The 25,098-nt window shown below is 31.9% G+C and carries 16 protein-coding genes; 12 read left to right on the forward strand and 4 right to left on the reverse strand.

From position 1 onward, the window contains the following. Positions 1 to 54 precede the first annotated feature (54 nt). From CLOPA_RS06205 to CLOPA_RS06220, 4 genes are all read left to right on the forward strand, one after another. Complete coding sequence (locus tag CLOPA_RS06205) at positions 55 to 1,215, forward strand: MFS transporter (protein ID WP_015614613.1); 1,161 nt, start codon at positions 55 to 57, stop codon at positions 1,213 to 1,215. Between the two features lie 128 nt (positions 1,216 to 1,343). Further along, positions 1,344 to 10,739: a type I polyketide synthase gene (locus CLOPA_RS06210; RefSeq protein ID WP_041711316.1), complete on the forward strand. Its 9,396-nt coding sequence runs from the start codon at positions 1,344 to 1,346 to the stop codon at positions 10,737 to 10,739. A 167-nt stretch (positions 10,740 to 10,906) separates the two neighbouring features. Beyond that, positions 10,907 to 12,670, forward strand: a complete 1,764-nt coding sequence (locus tag CLOPA_RS06215) for an AMP-binding protein (protein ID WP_431602567.1) — start codon at positions 10,907 to 10,909, stop codon at positions 12,668 to 12,670. Between the two features lie 204 nt (positions 12,671 to 12,874). Continuing rightward, positions 12,875 to 13,585 (forward strand): 4'-phosphopantetheinyl transferase family protein, encoded by a 711-nt coding sequence (locus CLOPA_RS06220; RefSeq protein WP_015614616.1) that lies wholly within the window; start codon positions 12,875 to 12,877, stop codon positions 13,583 to 13,585. Here the strand turns inward: CLOPA_RS06220 and CLOPA_RS06225 are convergent. The 3 genes from CLOPA_RS06225 to CLOPA_RS06235 all read right to left on the reverse strand — a co-directional run bounded on the left by CLOPA_RS06225 (position 13,575) and on the right by CLOPA_RS06235 (position 16,756). Continuing rightward, positions 13,575 to 15,140, reverse strand: coding sequence for a sensor histidine kinase (locus CLOPA_RS06225; RefSeq protein ID WP_015614617.1), 1,566 nt, complete (start codon positions 15,138 to 15,140; stop codon positions 13,575 to 13,577). The two genes, CLOPA_RS06220 and CLOPA_RS06225, sit on opposite strands and share 11 nt — an antisense overlap. Then, entirely contained in the window at positions 15,133 to 15,816 is a 684-nt protein-coding gene (locus CLOPA_RS06230) for a response regulator transcription factor (RefSeq protein WP_015614618.1), read from the reverse strand. The genes CLOPA_RS06225 and CLOPA_RS06230 overlap by 8 nt, the downstream gene beginning before the upstream one ends. 475 nt (positions 15,817 to 16,291) lie before the next feature. After that, complete coding sequence (locus CLOPA_RS06235; RefSeq protein ID WP_015614619.1) at positions 16,292 to 16,756, reverse strand: DUF4342 domain-containing protein; 465 nt, start codon at positions 16,754 to 16,756, stop codon at positions 16,292 to 16,294. A 230-nt stretch (positions 16,757 to 16,986) separates the two neighbouring features. Here CLOPA_RS06235 and CLOPA_RS06240 point away from each other — a divergent pair, with 230 nt between their 5' ends. The 8 genes from CLOPA_RS06240 (at position 16,987) to CLOPA_RS06275 (ending at position 23,859) form a co-directional block, all read left to right on the forward strand. Beyond that, on the forward strand, positions 16,987 to 17,385 hold the full coding sequence (locus CLOPA_RS06240) for a DUF1284 domain-containing protein (RefSeq protein ID WP_015614620.1): 399 nt from the start codon (positions 16,987 to 16,989) through the stop codon (positions 17,383 to 17,385). Between the two features lie 24 nt (positions 17,386 to 17,409). Beyond that, the gene (locus CLOPA_RS06245; RefSeq protein WP_015614621.1) at positions 17,410 to 18,513 is read left to right on the forward strand and encodes a sensor histidine kinase; all 1,104 of its coding nucleotides are present in this window, start codon (positions 17,410 to 17,412) and stop codon (positions 18,511 to 18,513) included. Between the two features lie 66 nt (positions 18,514 to 18,579). After that, entirely contained in the window at positions 18,580 to 18,930 is a 351-nt protein-coding gene (locus tag CLOPA_RS06250) for a DUF6483 family protein (RefSeq protein ID WP_015614622.1), read from the forward strand. Positions 18,931 to 18,978: 48 nt separating this feature from the next. Beyond that, positions 18,979 to 19,599, forward strand: coding sequence for a response regulator transcription factor (locus tag CLOPA_RS06255; protein ID WP_015614623.1), 621 nt, complete (start codon positions 18,979 to 18,981; stop codon positions 19,597 to 19,599). Between the two features lie 483 nt (positions 19,600 to 20,082). Next, positions 20,083 to 20,598, forward strand: coding sequence for a hypothetical protein (locus CLOPA_RS06260; protein WP_015614624.1), 516 nt, complete (start codon positions 20,083 to 20,085; stop codon positions 20,596 to 20,598). Positions 20,599 to 20,649: 51 nt separating this feature from the next. After that, positions 20,650 to 21,585, forward strand: a complete 936-nt coding sequence (locus CLOPA_RS06265; RefSeq protein WP_015614625.1) for an ABC transporter ATP-binding protein — start codon at positions 20,650 to 20,652, stop codon at positions 21,583 to 21,585. An 11-nt stretch (positions 21,586 to 21,596) separates the two neighbouring features. Continuing rightward, complete coding sequence (locus CLOPA_RS06270) at positions 21,597 to 22,715, forward strand: ABC transporter permease (protein ID WP_015614626.1); 1,119 nt, start codon at positions 21,597 to 21,599, stop codon at positions 22,713 to 22,715. Between the two features lies 1 nt (position 22,716). After that, on the forward strand, positions 22,717 to 23,859 hold the full coding sequence (locus CLOPA_RS06275; protein ID WP_015614627.1) for an ABC transporter permease: 1,143 nt from the start codon (positions 22,717 to 22,719) through the stop codon (positions 23,857 to 23,859). Between the two features lie 36 nt (positions 23,860 to 23,895). Here CLOPA_RS06275 and gpmA read toward each other — a convergent pair whose 3' ends face one another. Continuing rightward, positions 23,896 to 24,705: a 2,3-diphosphoglycerate-dependent phosphoglycerate mutase gene (gene gpmA / locus CLOPA_RS06280; protein WP_015614628.1), complete on the reverse strand. Its 810-nt coding sequence runs from the start codon at positions 24,703 to 24,705 to the stop codon at positions 23,896 to 23,898. Between the last annotated feature and the right edge of the window lie 393 nt (positions 24,706 to 25,098).

Genomic DNA, 25,098 nt, shown 5'->3' on the forward strand with positions numbered 1-25,098 from the left:
CCTGATGCAAAGAATTCTGTTTATTTAAGATGTCTATAATAAGGGGTTATGTGAATGAGTGAAAATGTGAAAATAGCTAAGATATTCAATAATAGCAAATGGGTAATTTATTTAATGGCTTTGCTTATTGGAAGTGCAATAGGTATAATAATTCTTCTTACTTCTACCCATATGTCAAGAAATCATGTTAATGAGTTATTAATTGGGGTTATTGAATCAGTATACTTTTTGACTCTTGCTATTGGTACAGTATTTATTAATAAAAAAATGAGAAATAGAGATTTAAAGAAGCTTATTATATTAGGATTAATTATAAGCTCTATATGTACCATAGTTTTTCCTCTGATTTTTGGAGGAACAGGCTGGTTTGTTCTTATGGCAATAATGGGTTTTGGGGTAAGCTTCCATCTGGTCGGTACTCAAACAGCCCTTCACAGCTTTTCTGATGATTCTAATAGAGGGGTTATAAGTGGTGTGTATACTCTTTTCTTTGCCTTTGGATTTGCTGCCGGTACTATTGGAGGACCTAGAATTTATGAATTTAGTGTATACTTATCTTTCATAGTTGCTGCAGCTTGCCTGCTTTTAGCAGCACTTATCCTCAGTTTAAAAATAAAAGTGAAACTTTATATATCAGCGAGACCCAAGGAAGATGTAGCTAAAAAAATAGCTCTTTCCCTTCAGGGAGCATTTTCCTATGGCTTTATAGAAAATACCATTGTAGCAATATATCCAGTCTTTTTACTAAAACACAATTTTACACTTTCACAAATAGGATATGCACTGGGGATGTTTGTCATTGGAGGCATAGTTGGAACAATACCAATTACTTATATTGGAGATAGGATAGGGCGAGAAAAGAGTCTTATAATAAGTGTATTTATATCAATAGCAGCTTTTATAGGAATAATTCAGTTTCATGGATTAATATATAGATTTATCTTCTCATTTATGGCAGGTATAGGTATAGGAGCAATATATCCTGTTTCAATGGCTCTTGGAGTTCAAGGTTTGAATAAGGAAGAAATTATATCTGCTGCCTCAAATTTTACCTTTTTTTATAGCTTTGGATGTGCAGCAGGACCGGCCTTATCTTCTGTGGTCATGAATAAGCTGGGTAATAATTATTTATTTAGTATATGCTTAATACTGCTATTGACATTGCTGCCTCACTTATTTTTAAAAGTAACTAGAGCACAGGTGCAGGATGCTTAATTACAGTTATTAATATCTTACTAAGTAGGTGTTTATCTCACTTGATTTAGATAAATTATGTTTATTTTTCTTTAGTATTACGGCAGTTGGTGGCCAGATAAATGAAATTTAATTTGGAGGAAGAAATTATGAGTAAAAAAGCGATTGAAAAGAATGAAAAGATTGATGCCAAACTATCAATTCTAAAGGGAAAACCTATAGAAGATATATATTACAAAAAGCATAATCTGGGAAATCTGCTCATTGAAGCAGCAGAAAGTAAAATTAATAATGGCATTTTATTTGTAAATGATGATTATAGTGAAGTTTACCTGTCTTATAAGGAAATTCTAGAAAGAGCTTATAAGGCATTGGGAGTTCTAGAAAAATCAGGAATTAAAAAAGGTGAATATGCCATATTCGTTATAGATGGGAATATAGATTTTGTAATAAATTTTTGGGGATGCATATTAGGTGGAATTATACCTGTTCCCCTTACCCATCCAGCAGTTTTTACTGAGGGAAATGCAGCTGCAGATAAGATAATAAACATATGGAAACAGCTTAAAGAACCAGTGCTTATTGTAGATGAAAAGATGAAGGAAAACTATAATTCATTTAAGAACTCCTTGGAACTGAAATCTATGAGGATACTAGGGACAGGAGAGATAAATAAAGGTGATAAAAAAGGCAGGCTTAATCTGGCTGAGGTTAAATCACCAGCTTTTATACAATTTAGTTCAGGAAGCACAAATACTCCAAAGGGAGTGGTGTTAACCCATGAAAATGTACTCATAAATGTTGAATCCATGGTAAAGGGAGTTAAATTATGCGCTGAGGATACCATAGTGAGCTGGATGCCCTTTAGTCATGATATGGGTCTAATAGGTTTTCATATTTTAGAGGTTGCTGTAGTGGCAAAAATTATTAATATGACTACATTGAGCTTTATTAAGAATCCTATTTTATGGATGGATTTGATTTCAAAGCATAAGGGTACAGTAACCTGTTCTCCTAATTTTGGGTATAAGCTGTTACTTAGCAGAATAAAGAAAGAGCATTTAGATTCCTGGGATTTAACCTCTTTAAGAGTTATTATAAATGGTGCTGAGCCAATTTCTACTTCATTAGTCAATGTATTCTTAGATAGGCTTTCGGGCTGTGGTTTAAAGAGAACCAGCATGGTTCAGGCCTACGGTATGGCGGAAGCTTCTCTCACAATAAGCCTTTCACCTTTAGATAAAGATCCAATGCATCACAATTTGAGCAGAAAAATTATGGGAAAAGAATCAAAAGCAGTAGTAAATAAGGAAGGTGATCATGATTCAATTCTCATTGCAGATTTAGGTTATGTAGTAGATGGGATGGAACTTAGAATTATTAATTCTGAAGGTGAGATTGTTCCTGAGAGAACTATAGGGGAAATACAAATTAAAGGTAGAAACATAACACCTGGATATCTAAATAATCCGCAGTTAAACAGTGAAGTTTTTAAAGAGGGCTGGTTTAATACCGGAGATATGGGATTTGTGGTAAATAATCGTCTCAGCATTACAGGAAGAATGAAGGATATTATATTTGTCAATGGTCAAAATTTTTATGCTCATGATCTAGAAAACAGAATTGAAGCTTTAGAAGGAGTAGAGCCTGGGAAAATAGCTATTTGTGCATGGCAGGATGAAAAAGAAAACAGCGAAAAGGTAGCTCTTTTTTCAGGGCTAACTGCTAAGCTTGAATTCCATTCTAAAATTATTGCATTTGTAAATGAAATAATGGGAATAAATATAGATTATTTAATCTTAGTTAAGGACATTCCAAAAACATCCAGTGGAAAAATTAAGCGTTTTGCGCTGCTGGAAAACTTTAGAAATAACCAATATGATGATAATGTACATTCTGCTAAGGACTTACTCATTAATGAAAATAAAAATGATGACAATAAAAGTAAAAATAAAATTGAAGAAAAAGAAATAACTTTAGAAAAAGATAATTATCTAAAAGCTATAAGGAATATTTGGGCTAAAGTACTGGAAATGCCTGAGGAAATTATTCCCTTTGATAAACCATTCCTTGCACTAGGGGGAAATTCAATTAAGGCAATACAATTACTAAATTATCTTGAAGAGGAGTTTAACATTACTCTCAGTCATGACATATTGATTAAATGTTCTACTATTAATGAGATGAATGAATATTTAATTGTATTCCTTAAAGATAACAATTCAAAAGACTCAATATCAGAAAATAAAAATACAGAGAAGGAAATAAATTTACAGCAAAATAATGATTTAAATGCTCAAGATATAGCTGTAGTATCAATAGCTTGTCGTTTTCCAGGAGCAAAAAATTCGGAGGAATTCTGGAATAATTTAGCTAATGGAAAAAGCAGTATTACTGAAATACCTGATAACAGGTGGGATGTAAATAAATATTATAGTCCTGATGAAAAACAAGGTAAAACCTACTGCTATGCAGGAGGCTTTATAGATGATCCCTATGCCTTTGACGCTGAATTTTTTAACATCTCCAGGGAAGAGGCAGAGATTATGGACCCTCAGCAGCGTATTATGCTGGAACTTATTTATGAAGTTTTTGAAAATGCAGGCTATTCCAAAGAAGCTGTAGACGGAAAAAATATAGGTATATTTGCAGGTACAGGCACCAATAATTATTTTGAGTATCATCTTAATACCTTGAACATGAATAATATAAAGGAATTCAGCAGTTTTAACAATCTTTCAAAGGAGCAGAGAAGTTCCTTCATGGAGGAATGGAAAAATAGCTTTGGTTATACTGAAGATCACCCAAATCTATTAGTAGATAATATTTTAAATATGGTAGCTGCAAGGGCCTCCCATGAATTTAATTTAAAGGGACCAAGCCTCACCATAGATACTGCCTGCTCATCTTCCCTAGTTACAATTCATATGGCTTGCGATGCTATAAAGAGAAGGGAATGTGAAATGGCTATAGCAGGAGGCATAAATCTTTTATTGACTCCTACACCCTATATATATTTCAGCAGTGCAGGGGCGTTGTCCAAAACAGGCCAGTCAAAGGTCTTTGATGCAGAAGCAGATGGATTTGTCCCAGGAGAAGGGGGCGGCCTAGTACTTTTAAAACCACTGAATAGAGCTATAGAAGACAAGGACAATATTTTGGCAGTTATTAAAGGCAGTGCAGTGAACAATGATGGCCATTCCATAGGAGTTATGGCACCAAACCCTGATGGGCAGAGAAGTGTAATAGAAGCCTTTTATAGAAAAAATGCTATAGATCCTAAAGAAATACAATATGTAGAAGCCCATGGTACAGGTACTAAGATAGGAGATCCTAGTGAAGTTAGAGCTATTGCTCAGGCCTTCAGCAAATGGAAACCTGAAAATCAATCCATTGCAATTGGTTCTGTAAAAGCTAATATTGGACACCTTTTAAATGCAGCAGGAATTGCCAGTTTTATAAAGGTAGTTTTAGCATTAAAGAATAAGACAATACCACCTAATGTTAATCTGCATAAACCTAATCCAATGATTAAATTTGCTGACACACCTTTTTACTTAACAGAAAATTCAAGGGAGTGGAAGGTAAGTGAAGAAGGTACCAGGAGAGCTGCAATTAATTCCTTTGGTTTCGGCGGTACAAATTGTCATATGCTTATGGAAGAAGCTCCTGAGAGCTTGGAAGCTGATTTAGTAGTGGAAACTCATCTACCTAAACAGGTTTTATGTTTAACAGCTCATACAGAAGAAGCTCTAAGAGAAAGAATATCAGATTTATCTGCATTTTTAAAAGAGCATGAAGACTATTCTTTGGAGGATATTTGCTATACGGAAAATAGCAGAAATACGGCTTTAAAACATAGATGCAGTGTTATTTCAGCTTCTGTGAAGGAATTAATTGAAAAATTAGATAAACTTATTTTAGAAAATAGTGCTGTAGAAAAATCACCTAAGGTGGCATTAATGTTTACAGGTCAGGGCTGCCAATATGTTGGAATGGCAAGAGCGTTGTATAGTGTAATTCCAGAGCTTAAAAAATATGTGGATATGTGTTCAGAAGCTTTTTATCCTTATGTTGGTGAAAAAATAACAGATTTAATATATGGACAAAATGCAGATGAGAAAATCCTGGCACAGACTAATATTACTCAGCCAGTAGTATTTACTCTTGATTATTCCATTGGAAGACTTCTCATGGACCTAGGAGTTAAACCGGCCTGTGTCCTTGGACATAGCGTGGGAGAATGGGCGGCTGCATGTATTGCAGGAGTTGTGGAACTTAAAGCTGCAGCAAAAATAGTTTCTGCCAGAGGTAAATTAATGAATGATTTAAAAATACCTGGGGCTATGGCAGCAGTATTTATTACTGGAGATAAGCTTGAAGCTTTAATAAAGAATTTTAATAAAGAGGTTTGGATAGCAGCCTACAACGGAAATCATCAGGTCATATCTGGAACTGCAGAAAGTGTAGATGAATTTATAGGCATACTGGAAAAGAATAATATTGTGTGCAAAAAGCTTAAGGTTTCACAGGCCTTTCATACACCACTTATGAGGCCTATGCTTAGAGAGTTTCAAGCTGAACTGGAAGGTATAGAGTTTAAAGAGCCTAGTATACCCATAGTATCCAATATAACTGCTGGATTTATGGAAAAGCCTGTAGAAATTCAGTATTGGCTAAAGCATATATTGAGTCCCGTTAAATTCGAGCAGAGTATTAAATTTATTAAAAGTAAAGGAATAAACACTTTTGTGGAGGCAGGACCGGATAAAACCTTAACAGGTATGGCTAGTGCGGTTCTATTGGGAAGTAGCTCCAATATTTTACCTATGGTTAACCGAAAAAAAGATAATTGGGAAGTGCTGCTTGAAACTATTGGAAAATTGTATTCTATAGGTGTGAAAATAAATTGGGAATTATTTTATAAGAATTTTACTCACAAAAGAGTTAAATTACCTGGGTATCCTTTCCAAGGAAAGAGTTACGGCCCTAAATTTGGGAATAGAAGCTCAAATTATGGTATGGCAGATAAATGGTTTTATAAATGGCAGTGGCAGGAAGAGGTAAATATACCACAGGAGAAAATAGAAGAGGGAGCAGTAATAATTTTTAATGACCCTAAGGGTATAGGCAGTGAGCTGTCAAAGAGGTTTAGTGAGGCTGTTAATCCTGTTTATTTTGTAGAAGCAGGAGAAGAATTTAAATATGATGGTAAAAATAATTTTGTTATAAATCCAAGCAAAAAAGATGATTATGATAACATCATAAAAAATTTATCTCACAAGCTATCTCTTATTATACATCTTTGGAACTTACCTTATAGTGATTTTAATGAGGAAGCTATTACTTCTTCAAAGGATAACTTCCTATATGAAAGCTTATACAGCGTATTTAACATTGCACAGGCTGTTAAAGCAGAAGTAAAAAATAATATAAGCTTCATTGTAGTTACGGATAGAGCTCAGTTAATTAATGAAAAACATGCTGCTATGGGGCCACATCAAAGCTTAGCAGCAGTATTGGCACAAGCTATAGATGAAGATAATACAAATATTAATTCTCAGATAATTGATATAGATATTAAGGAATATATAAATACTCTAGAAATTGGAGATAAACTTTTTATTGAATTTAATAAAAAAGTAGATCCAGAGGGAATTTCAGTAATAAGAGATAATAAAAGTTTTGTGCGTAAATTAGAACGCTTTAAAGCTTCTGGAGATAAATTAAAGATAAATCAAGGAGAAACCTATTTAATAACTGGAGGAACGAGTCCACTAGGTGGTGATCTTGCCAAGGAATTGGCAAAACAGGCCAATATAAATTTAATATTAACAGGAAGAAGTGCCCTGCCAGAAAGAGAGCAGTGGGAAGAAAATGTTCACAGTAATGAGATAAAGGAAAAAATTAACTTAATATTGGATTTAGAAAAGCTTGGAGCAAAGGTATTATATGCTTCTGTAGATGTAACCAACAAAGCTGAAATGGAAAAGTTAGTAAGTAAAATTAACGATCAGTATGGAAATATACAAGGTGTAGTTCATGCAGCAGGAGTACTTGATTATTCCTCATTTAAATTACTGAATAAAAATGTAGATATACTGAAAAAAGTATTTGCTCCAAAGGTACAGGGTACAGTTATAACAGATTTAGTTACAAGAAAAGAACCTCTAAAATTCTTTACTATGATATCTTCTGTATCCGCTTCCAAAAAGAAATGGTCACAAGGTCTTGGTGAATATGCAGCTGCCAATTCCTTTCTCAATGCTTATACAAATTACAGAAATAGTATAGGAGCAGAGGGCAAAACTATAGCCATCAACTATTCTCTTTGGGATAACAAGGGAATGGGAGCTGTGTTTGGAGAATCAACTGCAAGTGCTATAAAGGCACAGGGATTAAAGCCACTTTCACCAGAAAAAGCAGCTAAGGCTTTTATAGAAGCTATTGCTGTAAAGGGAGAAAGTAATATTCATATAATAGACTTATTAAAAGAAAATATTGTAGAAAAGGTTCAGAACACAGATAGATCTGAACAGGTTACAGCAGCTGAACACAGAGAGGTATCCTATTTAGAAGCTAAGGAAGTGAAGAATACTGTTTATCAGGTTATAGGCAAACAATTAGAGATACCAGCGGAGGAGCTTGATATAGGTACAAACTTTCTAGAACTTGGTTTAGATTCATTAGGAGCTATAAAGGTAATAGAAAAGCTCAGCAAGGCATTAAAGGTGGAGTTATATCCTACAATTATTTTTGAATATCAAACTCCAGAGGCACTTGGAAATTATATAGAGAATTCCTATTTTAAAATTGATCATACCAGCAGGGTAAAAAATATTAATGAAGCAGAAGATAAAAAAATAGAGGATATAGCTATTATAGGAATTTCACTGAGAATACCTGGGGCAGACACTTTAGAAAAATATTGGAATATTTTAGAAAAGGGCATAGTAACTATAGGGCAGGTTCCTGAAGAACGCTGGTCGATTGAAGATGAATATAGTCCAGACAAAGACGTTTCAAATACTTCCTATTCTAAATATGGAGGATTTATTGATAAAGTCTATGACTTTGACCCTGTATTCTTTGGTATTTCTCCAAAGGAAGCAGAGGCTATGGATCCACAGCAAAGACTGTTTTTGGAAGTGGCCTTTGAAGCCCTTCAGGAAGCTGGTTATGGTGGAAAATATAGAACGGAGAACATAGGAGTTTTTGTAGGAGCAGAGCAGAATAACTATATGGAGCATTTTAGCAACTACAGAAACTATGAAATATTAAAAGACAAATTTGAAAAAAGTAAATGGTTCAGCGGTATGCCTTCAAGAGATAAGAAAAATGTAATAGATACTTTGATAAAGGTATTGAAACCAGCAGAATTAAAGGCAGACGCAGTGCCTGGAAATGGATTAAACGAAATAGCAGCCAGAGTAAGTCATTGTCTTAACATTATGGGACCAAGTCTTGTAATTAATACAGCCTGCTCATCTTCTCTGGTAGCACTGCATATGGCCTGCGAAAGTATAAAAACAAAACAAAGTGATATGGCCATTGTAGGTGGAGTAAATCTCAACTTAAGCTCCATACCATTTATATCCATGAGCCGATTAAGTGCCATATCCACCTCAGGTGAATGTCGTCCTTTTGATAAAGGGGCAGATGGAATGATTTTATCCGAAGGAGTAAGTGCCATAGTCATTAAGCCTCTGCAAAAGGCTTTAAAGGATGGAGATAATATCTACGCAACCATAAAGGGATCTGCAATTAACAATGATGGACATTCTCAGGGAATAACGGCTCCAAGGCCACAAGGACAAGCTAAAGCCGTAGAAAATGCATATAGAAATTCAGGAGTTAATCCTGAGACAGTATCCTATATAGAAACTCATGGAACAGGTACACCTCTGGGAGATCCTATAGAAGTTGAGGGAATGACAAAGGCCTTCAGGTTATTTACTGATAAAAAAGACTTTTGCGGCATAGGTTCTGTGAAATCTTCCCTAGGTCATATGTTAGCAGCCTCTGGCCTTGTAAGCTTAATTAAAGTAGTGCTTGCCATGAAGAATAAAAAATTGCCTTACACTGTTAATTATGAAGCTCCAAATGCAAATATTAATTTCAAGGAAACACCTTTCTTTGTGGTAGGTGGAGAAACCAGACAGTGGCAGTCGGATGGTAAAAATCCTTTAAGAGCAGGAGTAAATGCCTTTGGCTTTGGTGGAACAAATGCACATATTGTTCTTGAGGAAGCACCGGTAAGTGAGTACAAGAGGCCAGAAGATAAAAATGTTAATTTCCATCTTCTTCAGCTCACAGGAAGAAATGAAGCTGTAATAAAGGATATTGCAAAAAGACTGAAGCAGCATATAGAAACAAATCCAGAGATAGATCTCTCTTCTATATGTGTTACTATGAATGACAGTCAAAAACAATTAGCACATAAAAGTGCTTTAGTAGCAGAGTCCAAAGAAATTTTGTTGAAATTATTAAGTAATGTTCAACAGGGGAAAGAAGAAGAGGGAATTTATAATGGGAAAGCCAATCCTAATAGAGAAACTACCTGTCACTTATTATTAGATGGCACTCTGTTTATAAGTGAAGCTGAAATTGAAAAATTGAAAAATAGATTTGAAGCTTTTAATAAATGTTATGGTGAATGTGAGAGAGAATTTAAAAACATAGAAATTACAAAAGATATAAATGAAGAAATAAAAGAAAAAATAAAGATATTTTCTATTGAATATACCCTAGGCTGTGTTTTTGCAGATTTGCAAATGAACATTGAAAGTATAATTGCAAAGGGAGCTGGAATATTAAGCAGTGCAGTATTAATAGGAGAGCTTAGTATTAAAGAGGCTATGATTTTAATAGTGAATAATTTTAATTATGAAGATAAATTTAGCACTGATAATGATAATAGAAAGGTATATTTTAACTGTGCTGTGGTGACTTCTTTAGGGATATTTAATAATAATGAGGATAAATTTTCATTTATAAAAACCATATTAAGTACAAACAAAGTATATGATAAACTAAATAACATTCTAAAAAGAAATGAAGTAATACTATATTTGGGAAGTTACGAATTAATGAAAAAAGAAATTTCTAAGCTAAATATTGGAGAAGTATTTTTACAATTAAATATTAAAGCACATACTGAAGACACAGAGAAAGAAATCTTAACCTTACTAGCTAAAATATATACCTTTGGTGCAGCATATAATCCTAGAAATGTTTACCCAGCATATGTTCCTAAGGCTGCCTTACCAACTTATCCCTTTGAAAATTCCACCTATAAGGTATCCTTCCAGGAAAATCTGGAGCAGTATGATGAAATTAATGAAATGGGAAGTAAGAATATTATTACAGAAGAAGATGTAAGGGATGACAAAATCATGAATTATAAAATTGCAATGGAGTCTGCAGATTCTCTAAATTTAATGAAAATTATTGACAGCACAGAGCTTAGCAGGAATGAAAAGCAGGAATCTTATGAAAGTCTTAGTGATGATTTTAAGATTAATCAGATATTTGAGGAACAATAAATCAAAATTTATGTCTATCTTATTTTTGGAGAAATGAGAATATTACAGTGACTAGTTATTTCTTTGATGATGCCTAAATAAAGACTAGAGAATACCATATATCTGAAATAAATAACTGCCGCCAGTGGACTGGATAATTATTTATTTCAGATGCATTAAAATGAGGGGTGAAGGGTTTGGATAATATACTAACTTTAGCTGAAGGATTAATTAAATCGGCCAGTAACAGTAGTGAAAAGGGAATCTTTTTCATAAAAGGAGAAGATAAAGAGGAATTTATTTCTTATAAGCAGGTATACTTAGGAGCTTTGAAGGTTTTATATAATCTTCAGCTTCAAGGGTTAAAAGCGGGAGATGAACTCATAATTCAAATTAGAGATACAGATAATAAACTATTTATACACATATTCTGGGCATGTATATTGGGAAAGATAATACCAGTTCCTGTCAGTGTAACTCATAGAGAAAATGCATCAAAGGTTCTAAAGATATTTAGACAATTAAAAAATCCAAAAGCAATTGTAAATGAAAAATGTTTGGAAGACTTAGAAAAATTTATTATAGGAACGAGCTTTTCAGAAAGCTTAGAGAAGCTGGAGGCAAGTTCAATTCCCATAGATGAAATAACAAAAGATAGGGGAATGGGAAAAGTAGAATTGATAAAGCAGGAGGATATAGCCTTTATACAATTTTCCTCGGGCTCTACGGGAGATCCTAAAGGAGTAGTTCTCACTCATAAAAATTTATTGACTAATATAGGGGACATTATTGAAGGCTTTAATGGCAGTGAAAGAGATAGCACTTATAGCTGGATGCCTTTAACTCATGATATGGGAATAATAGGTCTTCATATGCTGCCTTTAGTTTTTAACATTAATCAGTACTTAATGCCAACTTCATTATTTGTAAAGAATCCTGTACTATGGATAAAGAAAATTAATGAACATAGAGTTACAATTACAGCAGCTTCAAATTTTGGTTTAAGATATTTTTTAGACAAACTTAAAGATACAGAATATCATGAATGGGATTTAAGCTGTATAAGAAAGGTATTTAATGGAGCTGAACCCATAGCTGTGGATATAATTAAAGAGTTTTTGTATAAATTAGCTATATACAGATTAAAAAGAGATACCATGTATACCGTGTATGGTATGGCAGATGCCAGTTTAGCTGTGGCTTTTCCTCCTTCAGATGAGGAATTCTCTTGTATATATGTTAGAAGAGATTCATTAAATGTTGGACAGCCTATTGTGGAATTAAAAAAAGGCGAAGAATCGAATCTTAGTATGGAATTGGTAATAGAAGGTTATAGTGTAAAGCACTGCAATATAAGAATAGTTGATGATAATTTAAACATTTTAGAGGAGGGAAGGCTTGGTAATATTGAAATTAGCGGGGATAATGTTACAAAAGAATATTATAACAATCCGGAACTTACTAAAAGTATAATCAGTGAAGATGGATGGCTTGCCACTGGCGACTTAGGTTTTATAAAGGGTGGCAGAATAGTTGTTATAGGAAGATCAAAGGATGTAATACGTATCAATGGAATAACCTATTATCCACATTATATAGAAAAGAAGTGTGAAGATATAGAGGGAATTTCCACCGGAAGAATAGTCGCCTGCGCACTAGAGGATAAATTAATTGAGAGGGACAGATTGATTATATTTTTGCTCTTCAAAAGGAGAATGGAAGACTTTATAGATTTTGCAGAGAGAGTAAAAAAATTAATAGGGGAACAGATTAACATAAGTGTAGATGAAGTCATTCCAGTAAAGTCTATTCCAAAGACTACCAGTGGAAAAGTGCAGAGATTTAAGCTGGTGGAGATGTATAAAAAAGGTGAATTTGAAGAGTCCATTAATAATGTTTCTGAAGTTCTTAGCAGAAAAGTTATGGATACAATTGCTGCTGCGAAGGAGTAGAATCGGATAAGCTATGTGAAAGTAAATAGTAAGTCAAGGATGTGAGGTCTATTTTCAATTACACAAGGAGATAGGTGACTTTGAAGTAATGTATCTCAGGGATTTATGGAGGCAGTAGGATACAAAATATGCCAGCATACTGATTAGTATTTGTTAAATTGGAAACAATATATTGATAAAAATGTAATTTTAAGGAGAACAAAAATGTTTGAAATATATGCTGTAAATATTAAAGACTTCAAAGATGAAAAAATGCTAGACAAGTTCTTTGAATATGTATCTGCTGAAAAGGCACAGAGATTATCAAACTTTAAAATAGCTGAGGATAAAAAAAGAGGTATATTAGGTGAACTGCTGGTAAGATATTTAATATGTAGTAAACTTAAAATAAAAAATAATGAAATCGAGTTTACTACAAACAGATATGGTAAGCCCTTTCTTAAGGATTATATTGGCTTAGAATATAATATATCTCACTCAAATGAATTAGTTGTTTGTGCCATAGGGGACTATGAAGTAGGAATAGATGTAGAATATATAAAAAATATAGATTTTGATACAGCAAACTATGTTTTTTCACCACAGGAATATGAAGAATACAGTCATATTCCTGTATATAGAAGACTTGATTATTTCTATTCAATTTGGACATTGAAGGAAAGCCTTATAAAAGCAAAGGGCTTAGGAATGTATATTCCAATGAACTCCTTCACTGTAAATAGGAACTCACCAAAAGATGTATACTGCCTATATGATAATTCTAAATACTATTTTAAAGAGTACAGTATGGAAGAATATAAATTATCAATTTGTTCTAAATTAAAAGCTTTTCCAGATAATATTCAATTTTATAGTTTTGAGGAATTTTATAGTCTTTTTCAGTCTGTATTACAATCCAAGGGTGTTAAAGTTTAAGTATAGGCAAATGCAATGTTATTTTAGTGCCTGAATTAAGTTTACTATATACATCTATTGTACCTTTATGGGATAATATAATCCACTTTGCAATGGAGAGGCCAAGACCGGTTCCTCCAGTTTTTTTTGTTCTTGATTTATCTGCTCTGTAAAATCTATTAAATATATTTGGAAGATCTTCCTTTGAAATACCCATGCCTGTATCTTCAATTGTAATTATTACCTCATTACCCTGAGAAAAAGAATTTAATGTTATTGTACCTCCCTCAAGAGTGTATTTTATACTGTTATCTACAAATATTCTTAAAGCTTCCTTAATTAATTTGGCATCAGCATTCACCATTAGTTTATCGTTCCTCATATTTTTTATTTCATGAGAAGTGTCAATTAATTTTGTTTCTTTTACAAGTTCTTCAATTAATTCATTAATATAAAAGTCTTTTAATTCTATTTTCTGAGTTTTTTTATCTCCCCGAGCTAAAAAGAGAAGTTTCTCAATTAAATCCTTCATGTTTTCAGCTTCAGTTTTAATTGACTCTATAGATTCTTCAAGAACTGCTTTGTCATCCTTGCCCCATCTTGATAATAGATTCGAATAACCTTGTATTACTGAAATTGGTGTTCTAAGTTCATGGGAAGCGTCTGAAACAAACTGATTTTGACGTTCATAGGAATCCTGCAGCCCATCTAACATTTTATTAAAGGTTTCAGCTAGCTCTTTTAGTTCATCCTGAGAGCCACTTACATCAAGTCTTGTATTTAGAGCATTTACAGTAATATTTTTTACCGTTTCAGTCATATTTTCCACAGGCCTAAGTAATTTTTTACTGGTCGTAGCTCCAATAATTGTTATGGTTATTATAAAGGTTAAATTGATGGCAAATAAAATGAAAAATAGAATCAATAGACTAAGAGATTCTTTATATAAATTATGGCTGATTTGAATATAAATATTTTGAGAATTCCATTGAGCTGTATCATTTAAAATCAAATATAAATTATTATTAGTGCTATTGGTTTCATTATTAAAATTTAAAGCATTGCTTGTATTTTTTGTTACACTGTAAGGTATACTCAATAAATACTTATTATTTAAAGTATAGACATTTTTCATATTGTAATTATTATAAAAAGCTACAGAATTATTGTTCTTTTCTGTAGTGTAGATAATCTTTTTCTGTGCATCAAAGATAGTTATATCCATGTTGTCTAAAGAGGAAATTTCAGTAATAATATTTCGGGGTATATCTGCTTCATTTTTTATATTTGATGAAACTATTTGAAGATTTTTATACATGATATCTTCTGTGTTTTTTATCATGTATATTGAAAAGCTAACTAATAAACTTGTGCTCAATAATAAAAGCAGCAGTGTAAAAATTGCAGCATAGGTAGTGGTTATTTTAAAAGTTATTGAAAAATGAAGTCTTTTAAGTATTGTCTTTCTCATTTTGTTGAATAATATAATAGTAGTTTTAATTGCTATAACTTGTATTAAAAATATAAATTTTAATGAATTTATAAATATTTTAAAAGCATTTTTTATATTAATCATCTTTTAAAACATATCCCACCCCTCTAACGGTATGAATTAATTTTTTATTATACTTATCATCAATTTTACTTCTCAAATATCTTATGTATACGTCAACTACATTAGTATCACCAGTATAATCATAACCCCACACTGTTTCAAGGAGCTTTTCTCTGGAAAGTACAATATTTTTATTTTCTAAAAGATATTTTAATAAATCAAATTCTCTTTTTGTCAAATCCACAGCATTATTATCAAAGGAAACAGTGTATTTTTCTAAATCCAATTTAAGCTTATTGAGACTTAAAACTTTTGAACTTTCAATTTTAGCTGAACTATTTTTCAAGGCTGCTCTTATTCGTGCAAGTAATTCCTCTATGGCAAAAGGTTTTGTTACATAATCGTTGGCTCCCATATCAAGACCCATTACTTTATCTATAACTTCATCTTTAGCAGTAAGCATTATTACAGGAACTCCAGTGCTTTGTCTTAATTTTCTAAGCACCTCTATGCCATTCATGGAAGGCAGCATTATATCCAGTAATATTAAATCAAATTCTTTTGCCAGAGATTTTTGCAAACCACTTCTTCCATCATGGCATTGTTCAATTTCATAGCCTTCATATTTTAGCTCTAATTCTAAGAATCTTGCAATTTTTAGCTCATCTTCAATTATAAGAATTTTTTTGCCTGACATAGATACACTCCTTATACTAATATATTGATAAATATTAATGAATCTTATTTGGTAGGAGTTTGTATTCCCACCAAGTTTAGATGAATTATCCAGGGACGTGTGGCTGTTATCTCCACCTTTAGAAGGGTGGAGTATTACAGCCACTAGTCATCGGATAAATTTGTCATTGAGAATTAATGTTTTTAAACATCAATATTTTTATAGTAGATATTAAAATAATTATATTTTTACAGATTAATTATTTTAGAACTTCATTAGTCTAATTCAATTATACAATAAATAGCTTTAAGGTAATATAGAGAAAATATGTGCTGTACTAAAATTTAACACTATCAAATTATTGAGCTACAATAGATTTGATAGTGTTATCTTTCAAGTTTACCAAATTTCAGGTTCAACCCAAGGGTGTAATTTACTCAAGTGATGTTAATTTATTTACCGTAGGGGTGTAATTTGACTCATTAATGTCATTAACTTAAACTTGCTTGCTGCTTTGGGAATCAGTATCCTCATTAAATTTCTTTTTTGCAGTGTCTACCACATTAGATATTTTATCTAGAGTTTCGTTAACTTTTGCAGGTTCTCCATTTTTGCCTTTAAATCTAAATCTGTGACCGGTAATTAAAGCAAGTATTAAACCAGGTACAGCAACATAAGGAGCAAATACAGTAATTATTACTACTATAGTTACTGGCAAGCTCAATATTATATTATCTTTTTTCTTAATAATAAATTTTGTGGTGTTGCCTTTCTTGATGATCTTTTTAATGATGTTAAAGAAACTGCTGCCTTCATCGCTTTTTACCTTATTTTGTTTTTCAAGGTATATTAATGCTTCCACTAAATCTCCATTGCACTTTTCCAGTGCTTCCTTTGCCTCTTCATAACTTACATTAGCTCTTTTTCTCAATTCATCAATCAACTCTACTTTAACTGACATTTTAATTCCTCCCTTAATTTTAGCATTTCCTAATAAATAACCAGTTCGTACACTGAAATATTTTCTAGCTTTAACTTGTTATTTTTCGTATGCTTAATCTATACTTTTATTATAGAAAGGGAAGATTAGAGAAGAATTAATGAAAGATTAGAATTTCATTAGAAATCTATATACTTATTATTCCAATTATCTAAATTACAGTGTAAAATGAATGGTGAAGAGGAGAATTTATGGATAAAAAGATATTAAGTATAAGAGCGCATCATTTTCTATGTATTCAGGGGTTTCAAGGCTATGGTTACAGTGAGGATTTTGTTCGTAATATGACTGGAATAATAAAATATATAAGAGAAAATTCAGATTGTAAAATAAATTTGATTAGTAGCTGCGATGATATTTGCAGTGCTTGCAGTAATAATAAGGAGCAATATTGCTGCAATAAGGAAGTTGATAACATGGATAATGCAGTGCTTATTAAATTAGGACTTAAAGAAGGCTGTACAATAAATGCGGCGGATGTAATTAAACTGGTAAATAGAAAATTAAAAACTGAAGAAGATATAAAAGATATATGTGGAAATTGCAGATGGACAGAAAAGTGTTTATGGCGTCTAACACATATTCTCTAAAAAATTAAGGAGCTTATAATTTTAATGGAACAGTGGCTTAGTGTGAGTAAACTTGTAATTTTACTTTATTGTGTTTTGAGATATTCCAGCAGCGGGACTAAATCTATTCCTCAGGTGGTTTTATTTATTTTAATCTACATATCTGCCAATGCAGGTATATATCTGGTTAAGAAAAATAGATTAAAAAAGGCATTATTATTTGTGCTTATTATAGTAATAGTTAGATATTTGTATTATTTAGACCCAATATTTACACTGCTTTTACCTATAAGTATATTTGAATTATTTTTTGATTTAACGAATATAATACTTATTCCATTTCTTATAGTATTAACGCCTATATATTTTTTAAATATATATATGAAGATGGATTATATTACTATGATGCTTATAAGTTATATAATATATTTATCATCCCATAAGTATACCAAGAGAATAGATAGTATATTAGAAGAAAATGATTATATGAGAGAGAAAATTCATTTATTGTCTATGAAATTAAATAAGAATTCAAACTATGAGCAGCATATAAAATATCTTTCAAGGCTTGAGGAAAGAAATAAGCTTTCCCAGGAAATACATGATAAAATAGGCCACGCTATGTCAGGAAGCATAATACAGCTGGAGGCAGCAAAATTATTTTTAAATAAGGATAACAAAAAATCGGAGGAAATAATTGAAAGAGTCATAGGAATATTAAGATCTGGTACAGAAAGTATAAGAGCATCTCTAAAAAATATAAAACCTCCTCAGGAGCAAATAGGAATTAACAGACTTAAAATTTTACTGGAGGAGTTTTCAGTAAATAATAATATAAAAACTACTTTAGTACATTCAGGAAATCTAGATGTTATATCTATAGTTCAGTGGAAAATAATATGTGATAATGTAGGTGAAGCACTTACCAATGCTCTAAAGTATTCCAAGGCATCTTTAATCTCAATAAATATACAAGTACTTCCTAAATTTATAAAAGCTGAAATAAAGGATAATGGAGTAGGTGCAGATAATATAAAAAAGGGTCTTGGTATAATAGGTATGGAGGAACGGTGCAGCAGTGTAGGGGGTAAATTGATAATTGATGGGTCCAATGGGTTTTCTGTAATAAATCTTTTGCCGGTGGAGTAGAGGTTATTTTTAAAAAGCAAGTGATGAGTTATAGCTAAATATAAAACGAATAAAAGGGAGAATATTATGAATGATGACTATATATTAAGAATTGCAGAATCTATGGGAAAGGCTGCTGGAAAGCTTATTTTCAATAAAGATCAAGAAGAAGCGGAGAGTATAAATATTGAAGCTATGAATGAAAAAGATATATTATGTATATTATTAAAAAAACTGTTCATAGAAGGTAAATATGATAAAGCAGAAAATATATTATTTGAGCAAATGGAAAGAACCCCTTCACAGGATATTGTTAATATTGGAAAAGAGTTTTATAATCAATTATTGTTAAAAAGTGACGAAGAGCTTACAAAAGGAAAATTCTCTAAAAAAGAGATATTTCAAGGCTTAGATGATTTGAAAAGGGCTTTAAAATAACTATAGATACATTATATTATATAAATAGGGCAGGATAGGAGGATGAATATGCCAATTAAACTCATAATAGCAGACGATGATGCTATAGTAAGAGAAGGCTTTAAAATGATTCTCAGTATGGATGAAGACTATGAAGTCTTGTATTGTGCAGAGAATGGAGAGGAAGCTTCAAAGTACTGCAGGGAACATGAAGTGGATGTGGCATTATTAGATGTAAGAATGCCTGTAAAAAATGGAGTAGAGGCTGCTAAGGAAATTTGCAGCAATACGGCTACTAAAGTTCTCATTCTTACTACCTTTGATGATGATGAATTTATAATGGATGCTATTAAAAATGGAGCTAAAGGATATCTTTTAAAGAGCAACCCACCAGATAAAATAAAAGATGCCATAAGAATGGTGAAATCAGGAAATACAGTTATTCAGGATATAGTGTTTGATAGAATTAAAGAGGGCCTTGGGAATACTAAGAATAATAAGTTGGATAAAAATCTTTTTTCAAAAAGAGAAATTGAGATAATTGAAAGTATATCAAGAGGATTATCTAATAGACAAATAGCTAAAGAACTGTATATATCAGAGGGCACAGTGGCAAATTATATAACTTCTATATTAGATAAAACTGGTCTAGAACACAGAACTCAAATAGCAATTTATTATTTGACATAAACAGAGTTCTTGGCATCAGGTGGAGTCTTTATTCCATCTGATGCTTACTAACAGAGTTCTTAGTATCGGTTTGTGATACTTAGAAATCGTTGTCCTTTAGGGTAAATCGTTATCCAGGGACGTAGCCGCTCTTTACTTCCACTTTGAAGAAAAGCAGAGAACCAAAATCTTAGATTTTGTGTGAATCGCTTTCACAGAGTGCGGTGGGAGTATTAGAGAGGGTAGTCATCGGATAAAGGAATATGACTTTTCTCATATATAAAAAATGAATATTATCATATTAAAATAGTGAGTTTTTGTACTGGTATAAACTTGCTATTTTTTTTATAATTAAATTGTAAATAGAAAGTTTGGATGAATTATCCAGAGACTTGCTGCCGTTATCTCCACCTTTGGTATGTGGAGTATTACAGCGACTAGTCATCGGATAAATTTGATCAGACATATAGCAAGGTTAAAATATTAAAGAAGGAGGAGTTATCCATGAGAAAGTATGACACTTGGACAATTTTATTAATTATAATCGTAGTTGTTATTATAGCACCATATTTATTAAAATTTGTATTTTCAGCAGTCTTTGTATTAATGATTATTGCCTTTATCTTATTTATATTAAAAAAGTATGGTAATGAAAATGGATATAACAAAATGGACGGAATATTTATGAGTGGGGGAGTGAAAGCCACGGATCTTCACAATAAATATGATTTTACCTTTTCAAGTGCCATATTAAACTGTACTGAATTATTAACACCACTGCAGGATAAAAATATTAAAATTGATGTAACCTTTTCTAAATGTGTAATAAAGATTAATCCCAATATACCAGCTTTCATAAGAATAGATAGCAGCTTTGCCAATGTAACACTTCCTAATAATACAAGGATTACTTTCGGTAAACAAAGTTATGCTACAGCAGGATATAAAAGTGGATTGCCTTGTTTTTATATAAAGGTTGATGTAGCTTTTAGTGATGTAGAGATTATAGAAAAATTTTAAATATTTTAAAGGTTATTTGAAGGATATAATTTACAAGGAGGAGTGAATTTTATGAAGATAGTAAAAATTGAAAATTTAGTGAAAAAGTTTGGAAATACGGCAGCTGTAGATAAAATCACACTGGGCATTGAAGAAGGCGAGATATATGGACTTTTAGGTCCTAATGGAGCCGGAAAGAGTACAACTATAAATATGATCTGCGGGTTACTCTCACCTAATGAAGGCACTATTGAAATACTGGGAAAAGACATAAGAAAGAATAAAATATTTGCAAAGAGAAATATAGGAATAGTTCCTCAGGATATAGCTATATATGAAGATCTCACTGCTTATGAAAATGTAAATTTTTTTACAGGGTTATATGGTTTTAGAGGAAAAGAACTAAAGACAAGAGTAGAAAAAGCACTAGAATTTGTTGGACTTTTAGATAAGGCTAAAAGCTTTCCAAAAAGATTTTCTGGTGGTATGAAGAGAAGATTGAATATTGCCTGTGCCATTGCCCACAGACCTAAGGTCATAATAATGGATGAACCTACCGTTGGAATTGATCCACAGTCAAGAAATCATATACTTCAGTCTGTTAAGAAATTAAATGAAATGGGAAGCACAATCATATATACTAGTCATTATATGGAAGAAATAGAGGAGATATGCACAAGAATAGGTATAGTAGATCATGGAAAGCTTATAGCAGAGGGTACAAAGGATGAATTGAAAAGCAGCATTTCTGATACAAATACAATTTGGGTAACTGTACAATCTTTAAACGATTTTCAATTAGATGAATTAAAGGAGATTAATGGAGTTATAGGTGCTGAATTGGATGATAATATTGTTAAGATAAGCAGTTCACAGGATGTAAATAATCTGGATAAAATAATTTTGCTTTTTACTGGAAAGAATATCCATATAAAAAATGTAGAGACAAAGACACCTGATTTGGAAACTGTATTTCTTACTCTTACTGGTAGAAAGCTTAGAGATTAGGAGGGAATTTTATGAGTGTTTTAATTATAGCATTTAAAGGTATAAAGCAAACTTTTAGAAATAAGCAAGCACTTGTCATGGGACTTTTATTTCCAATAGTATTAATTTTTATATTGGGCACAGTGTTATCTGGTGCTTTTAGTGATTCCTCTACCTTTAAAAATATAAGTGTAGCATATTTAGAGCAGGACAGCGGTTATTTATCAAAGGGCTTTGATGGTTTTATAGATAAAGGAAATTCTATTGGAATAAAATATTCAAAGGTAATCACAGAGGAGGAAGGCTTAAAAGCTGTTAAAAATGGTAAGTCTACTGGTTTTCTTGAAATAAATGATAAGGGAATGAAATTATATAAAAGTGACCTGGCTGGTATTCAAGGCAGTGTTGTGGAATCCCTGATGCAATCATTCCTTCAAAGATATGGCGCTGTAATGGAAATAGCTAGGGTTAATCCGGGAGCTTTAAATGAAATTAATAATAACACCAGCTATGAAGGATTAGTTACTAATATTTCATTGAATAATAAGGCAAAACCAGAAGCTATGGATTATTATGCAGTAACTATGCTGACACTTATAATACTCTATTCTTCCATGAATGGAATGTATTCAATAGCTGGTGAAAGAACAGCCAAAACGCAAGATCGTTTGTTTTGTGCTCCTGTAAGTAAATATAAGACATTAATGGGAAAGATATTAGGTGATATTATTTATTCAGCCCTGCAGATTGTAATAATTATAACCTTTAGCAAATTTGTATTTCATGCTTACTGGGGAGAGCATATAGGAACGGTATTTATTATTGCATTAGCAGAAGCTGTAATGACTGTAAGCATTGGGGCAGGACTGTCCTTTATAATAAAAGACACTGGAGTATTAAGTGGATTATTAAGCATGTTTAGTTCTATACTGGCATTTTTAGGGGGAGGGTATTTCCCTTTGGATGGTATGGGTAAAACTATGCAGATGATAACTAATATTTCTCCAGTGAAATGGATTAATCAGGCAATGTTTCAGGTAATATACAGCAATGATTTCAGTTCTGTAGGTATTGCTATAGGTATAAGTGTATTAATATCTGCTATTTTTATTGGAATTTCATCACTTGGATATAGAAAGGAGGCAGTGTAAAATGAAAAATGTAATTTGGCTGGCTATGAACAATTTAAAAGTAACCTTAGGAAAGAAAAAAAGTATAATTTCATATTTTGTGTTACCTGTGCTTTTTATATTAATTCCAGTAATTTTATATGGAAATGCAGGTAATGGTTCTGTAAAGATAGGGGTGATTGACAAGGATAAAAGTACCTTATCCAGCGATTTTGCAAAGGCTATTGAAAAACAGGATAGTCTAAAGGTAACAAATATAAATATTGAAAATCCTAAAGGAGACATCGCTGCAGGAAAGGTAGATTGTGTTATTACTATTCCTCAGGGTTTTGAAGAAAGTGTGTACAATAATTCTTTACGAAAACCGGAAATATTGTCTCTAAAAGGAGAGTCTTCTACTGCTTGGATAAATAATTATTCTAATATATATTTAAGAAATCTGCTGGACATCTGGAAAGCCTCTAAGGGAGATAAACAGGTATTCAATAAAATGTATGACGGTTTAGAAAACAGTCTGTCTTTTAAATCCACAGCAGTTCAGGATACGTCAAGAGGTAAGGGAATGACCTCACAAAGTATTGGATTTATAATTATGTTTATGATGATAGGAGCCAGTTCCTTTACAGAAATTATTCTCAAGGAAAAGAAAAATAGAACCTATTTTAGAATATGTTCTGCACCTGTAAGCTCTAAAATATATATATTCAGCAATGTAATTTCCAGTTTTGTAATTGTGGCAATTCAATCACTGATCACTTTACTTGCTATGACAAAGCTTTTTAAAATTCAAACCTATGTACCCTTTTGGCAGATGTATATAATACTCTTATGTTTTGGCTTTGTAGCGATAGGACTTGGGTTACTTTTGGTGGCTTTCTCAAAGGATTCTACACAATCAAATGTATTAATGAATCTAATAATAACGCCAACCTGTATGCTTAGTGGATGCTTTTGGCCAATAGATTTTATGCCTGAAACCGCAAGAAAGATTGCAGATTTTCTACCTCAAAGGTGGGCAATAGCAGCTATAGAGAAGCTTCAAGCTAATAGCGGTTTTTCCAGTATATATCTTCATCTTCTAATTATATTGGGTTTTGCCTTTACTTTCTTCATAGTAGCAGCCTATAGATTCAGCAGAGATGAGAATATAAAGAATTTTGTGTAGATGTTAAAAAAAAGGCTCAAAAATTTGAGCCTTTTTTTAATTACTATGTTGCATTTCCTTTGCTTTTTCACTTAAGGTTTTGAAAGTATCTTCTTTTTCCTTAGCATCCACTACAGGAATATTTAAGGAAACTGCGCCATCAGGCAATTCACTACTTAATCCCAAATAGTAATTCCTTATAGGTTTTAAGTTTTCATTCAGTTCATAAACAAGAGGAGTACCTGTTGGAATATTTAAATTTACAATTCCGTTTGCTGGGATTTTATCTAGATATCTTACTAGTGCTCTAAGAGTGTTACCGTGAGCAGCTATTATAACTTTTTTATTTGCTTTAATTTCTGGTACAATAACTTCATGCCAGTATTCCAGTACTCTTTTTTCTGTATCCTCCAGATTTTCCGTAAGTGGAATTTCACTTTCTTTTAATCCATTATATTTAGCTTCATTGCCAGAATATCTTTTATCATTTTTATCTAAAGCTGGTGGTCTTACATCTACAGAACGTCTCCAGGTATGAACCTGTTCTTCACCATATTTTTTAGCAGTTTCGGCCTTATTTAAACCCTGTAGAGCACCATAGTGTCTCTCATTTAACTTCCAGCATTTATTTACAGGAATCCACATAAGATTCATTTCATCCAATATAATATCAAGAGTTTTTATTGCTCTTTTTAATACTGATGTATAAGCAATATCAAAATTGTAGTCATTATTTTTTAGAATTTTTCCTGCTGTTCTGGCTTCTTCCATACCTTGTGAGGATAAATCTACATCTGCCCAGCCGGTGAATCTATTCTCTTTATTCCATTCACTTTGACCGTGTCTTATTAAAACTAACTTTATCATAAAATCACTTCCTTTTTCTAATAGAGAAAATTTCAGAATTAAATTATTCATAACACTAAATTTATATACAGTACTTAATTTTCAAAATTTTTCAATTTCATTAATATATAGCATGATTATTTATCTATACTTATATTATAATAAATTTCAGGCATTTGTGGAATATAGTACTGCTAATGATATTCATTATTATCTAGAGATTTAACAACATGTAATGCTTTTTTTCTCTATTTTTCTTTCATTAAAGGATTATTACACACAAGTACACTAAATATATTATAAGAGTTTTTAATATATTTTATGCATTAATAATACTTTACTCAGAACATTTGTTCGTATATAATGAAATATAAGGTAGTGTTTAAAAATAGTATTTATGAATCTAAGCGAATA

Source organism: Clostridium pasteurianum BC1 (genome assembly GCF_000389635.1).
Classification (GTDB): Bacteria; Bacillota; Clostridia; order Clostridiales; family Clostridiaceae; genus Clostridium_I; species Clostridium_I pasteurianum_A.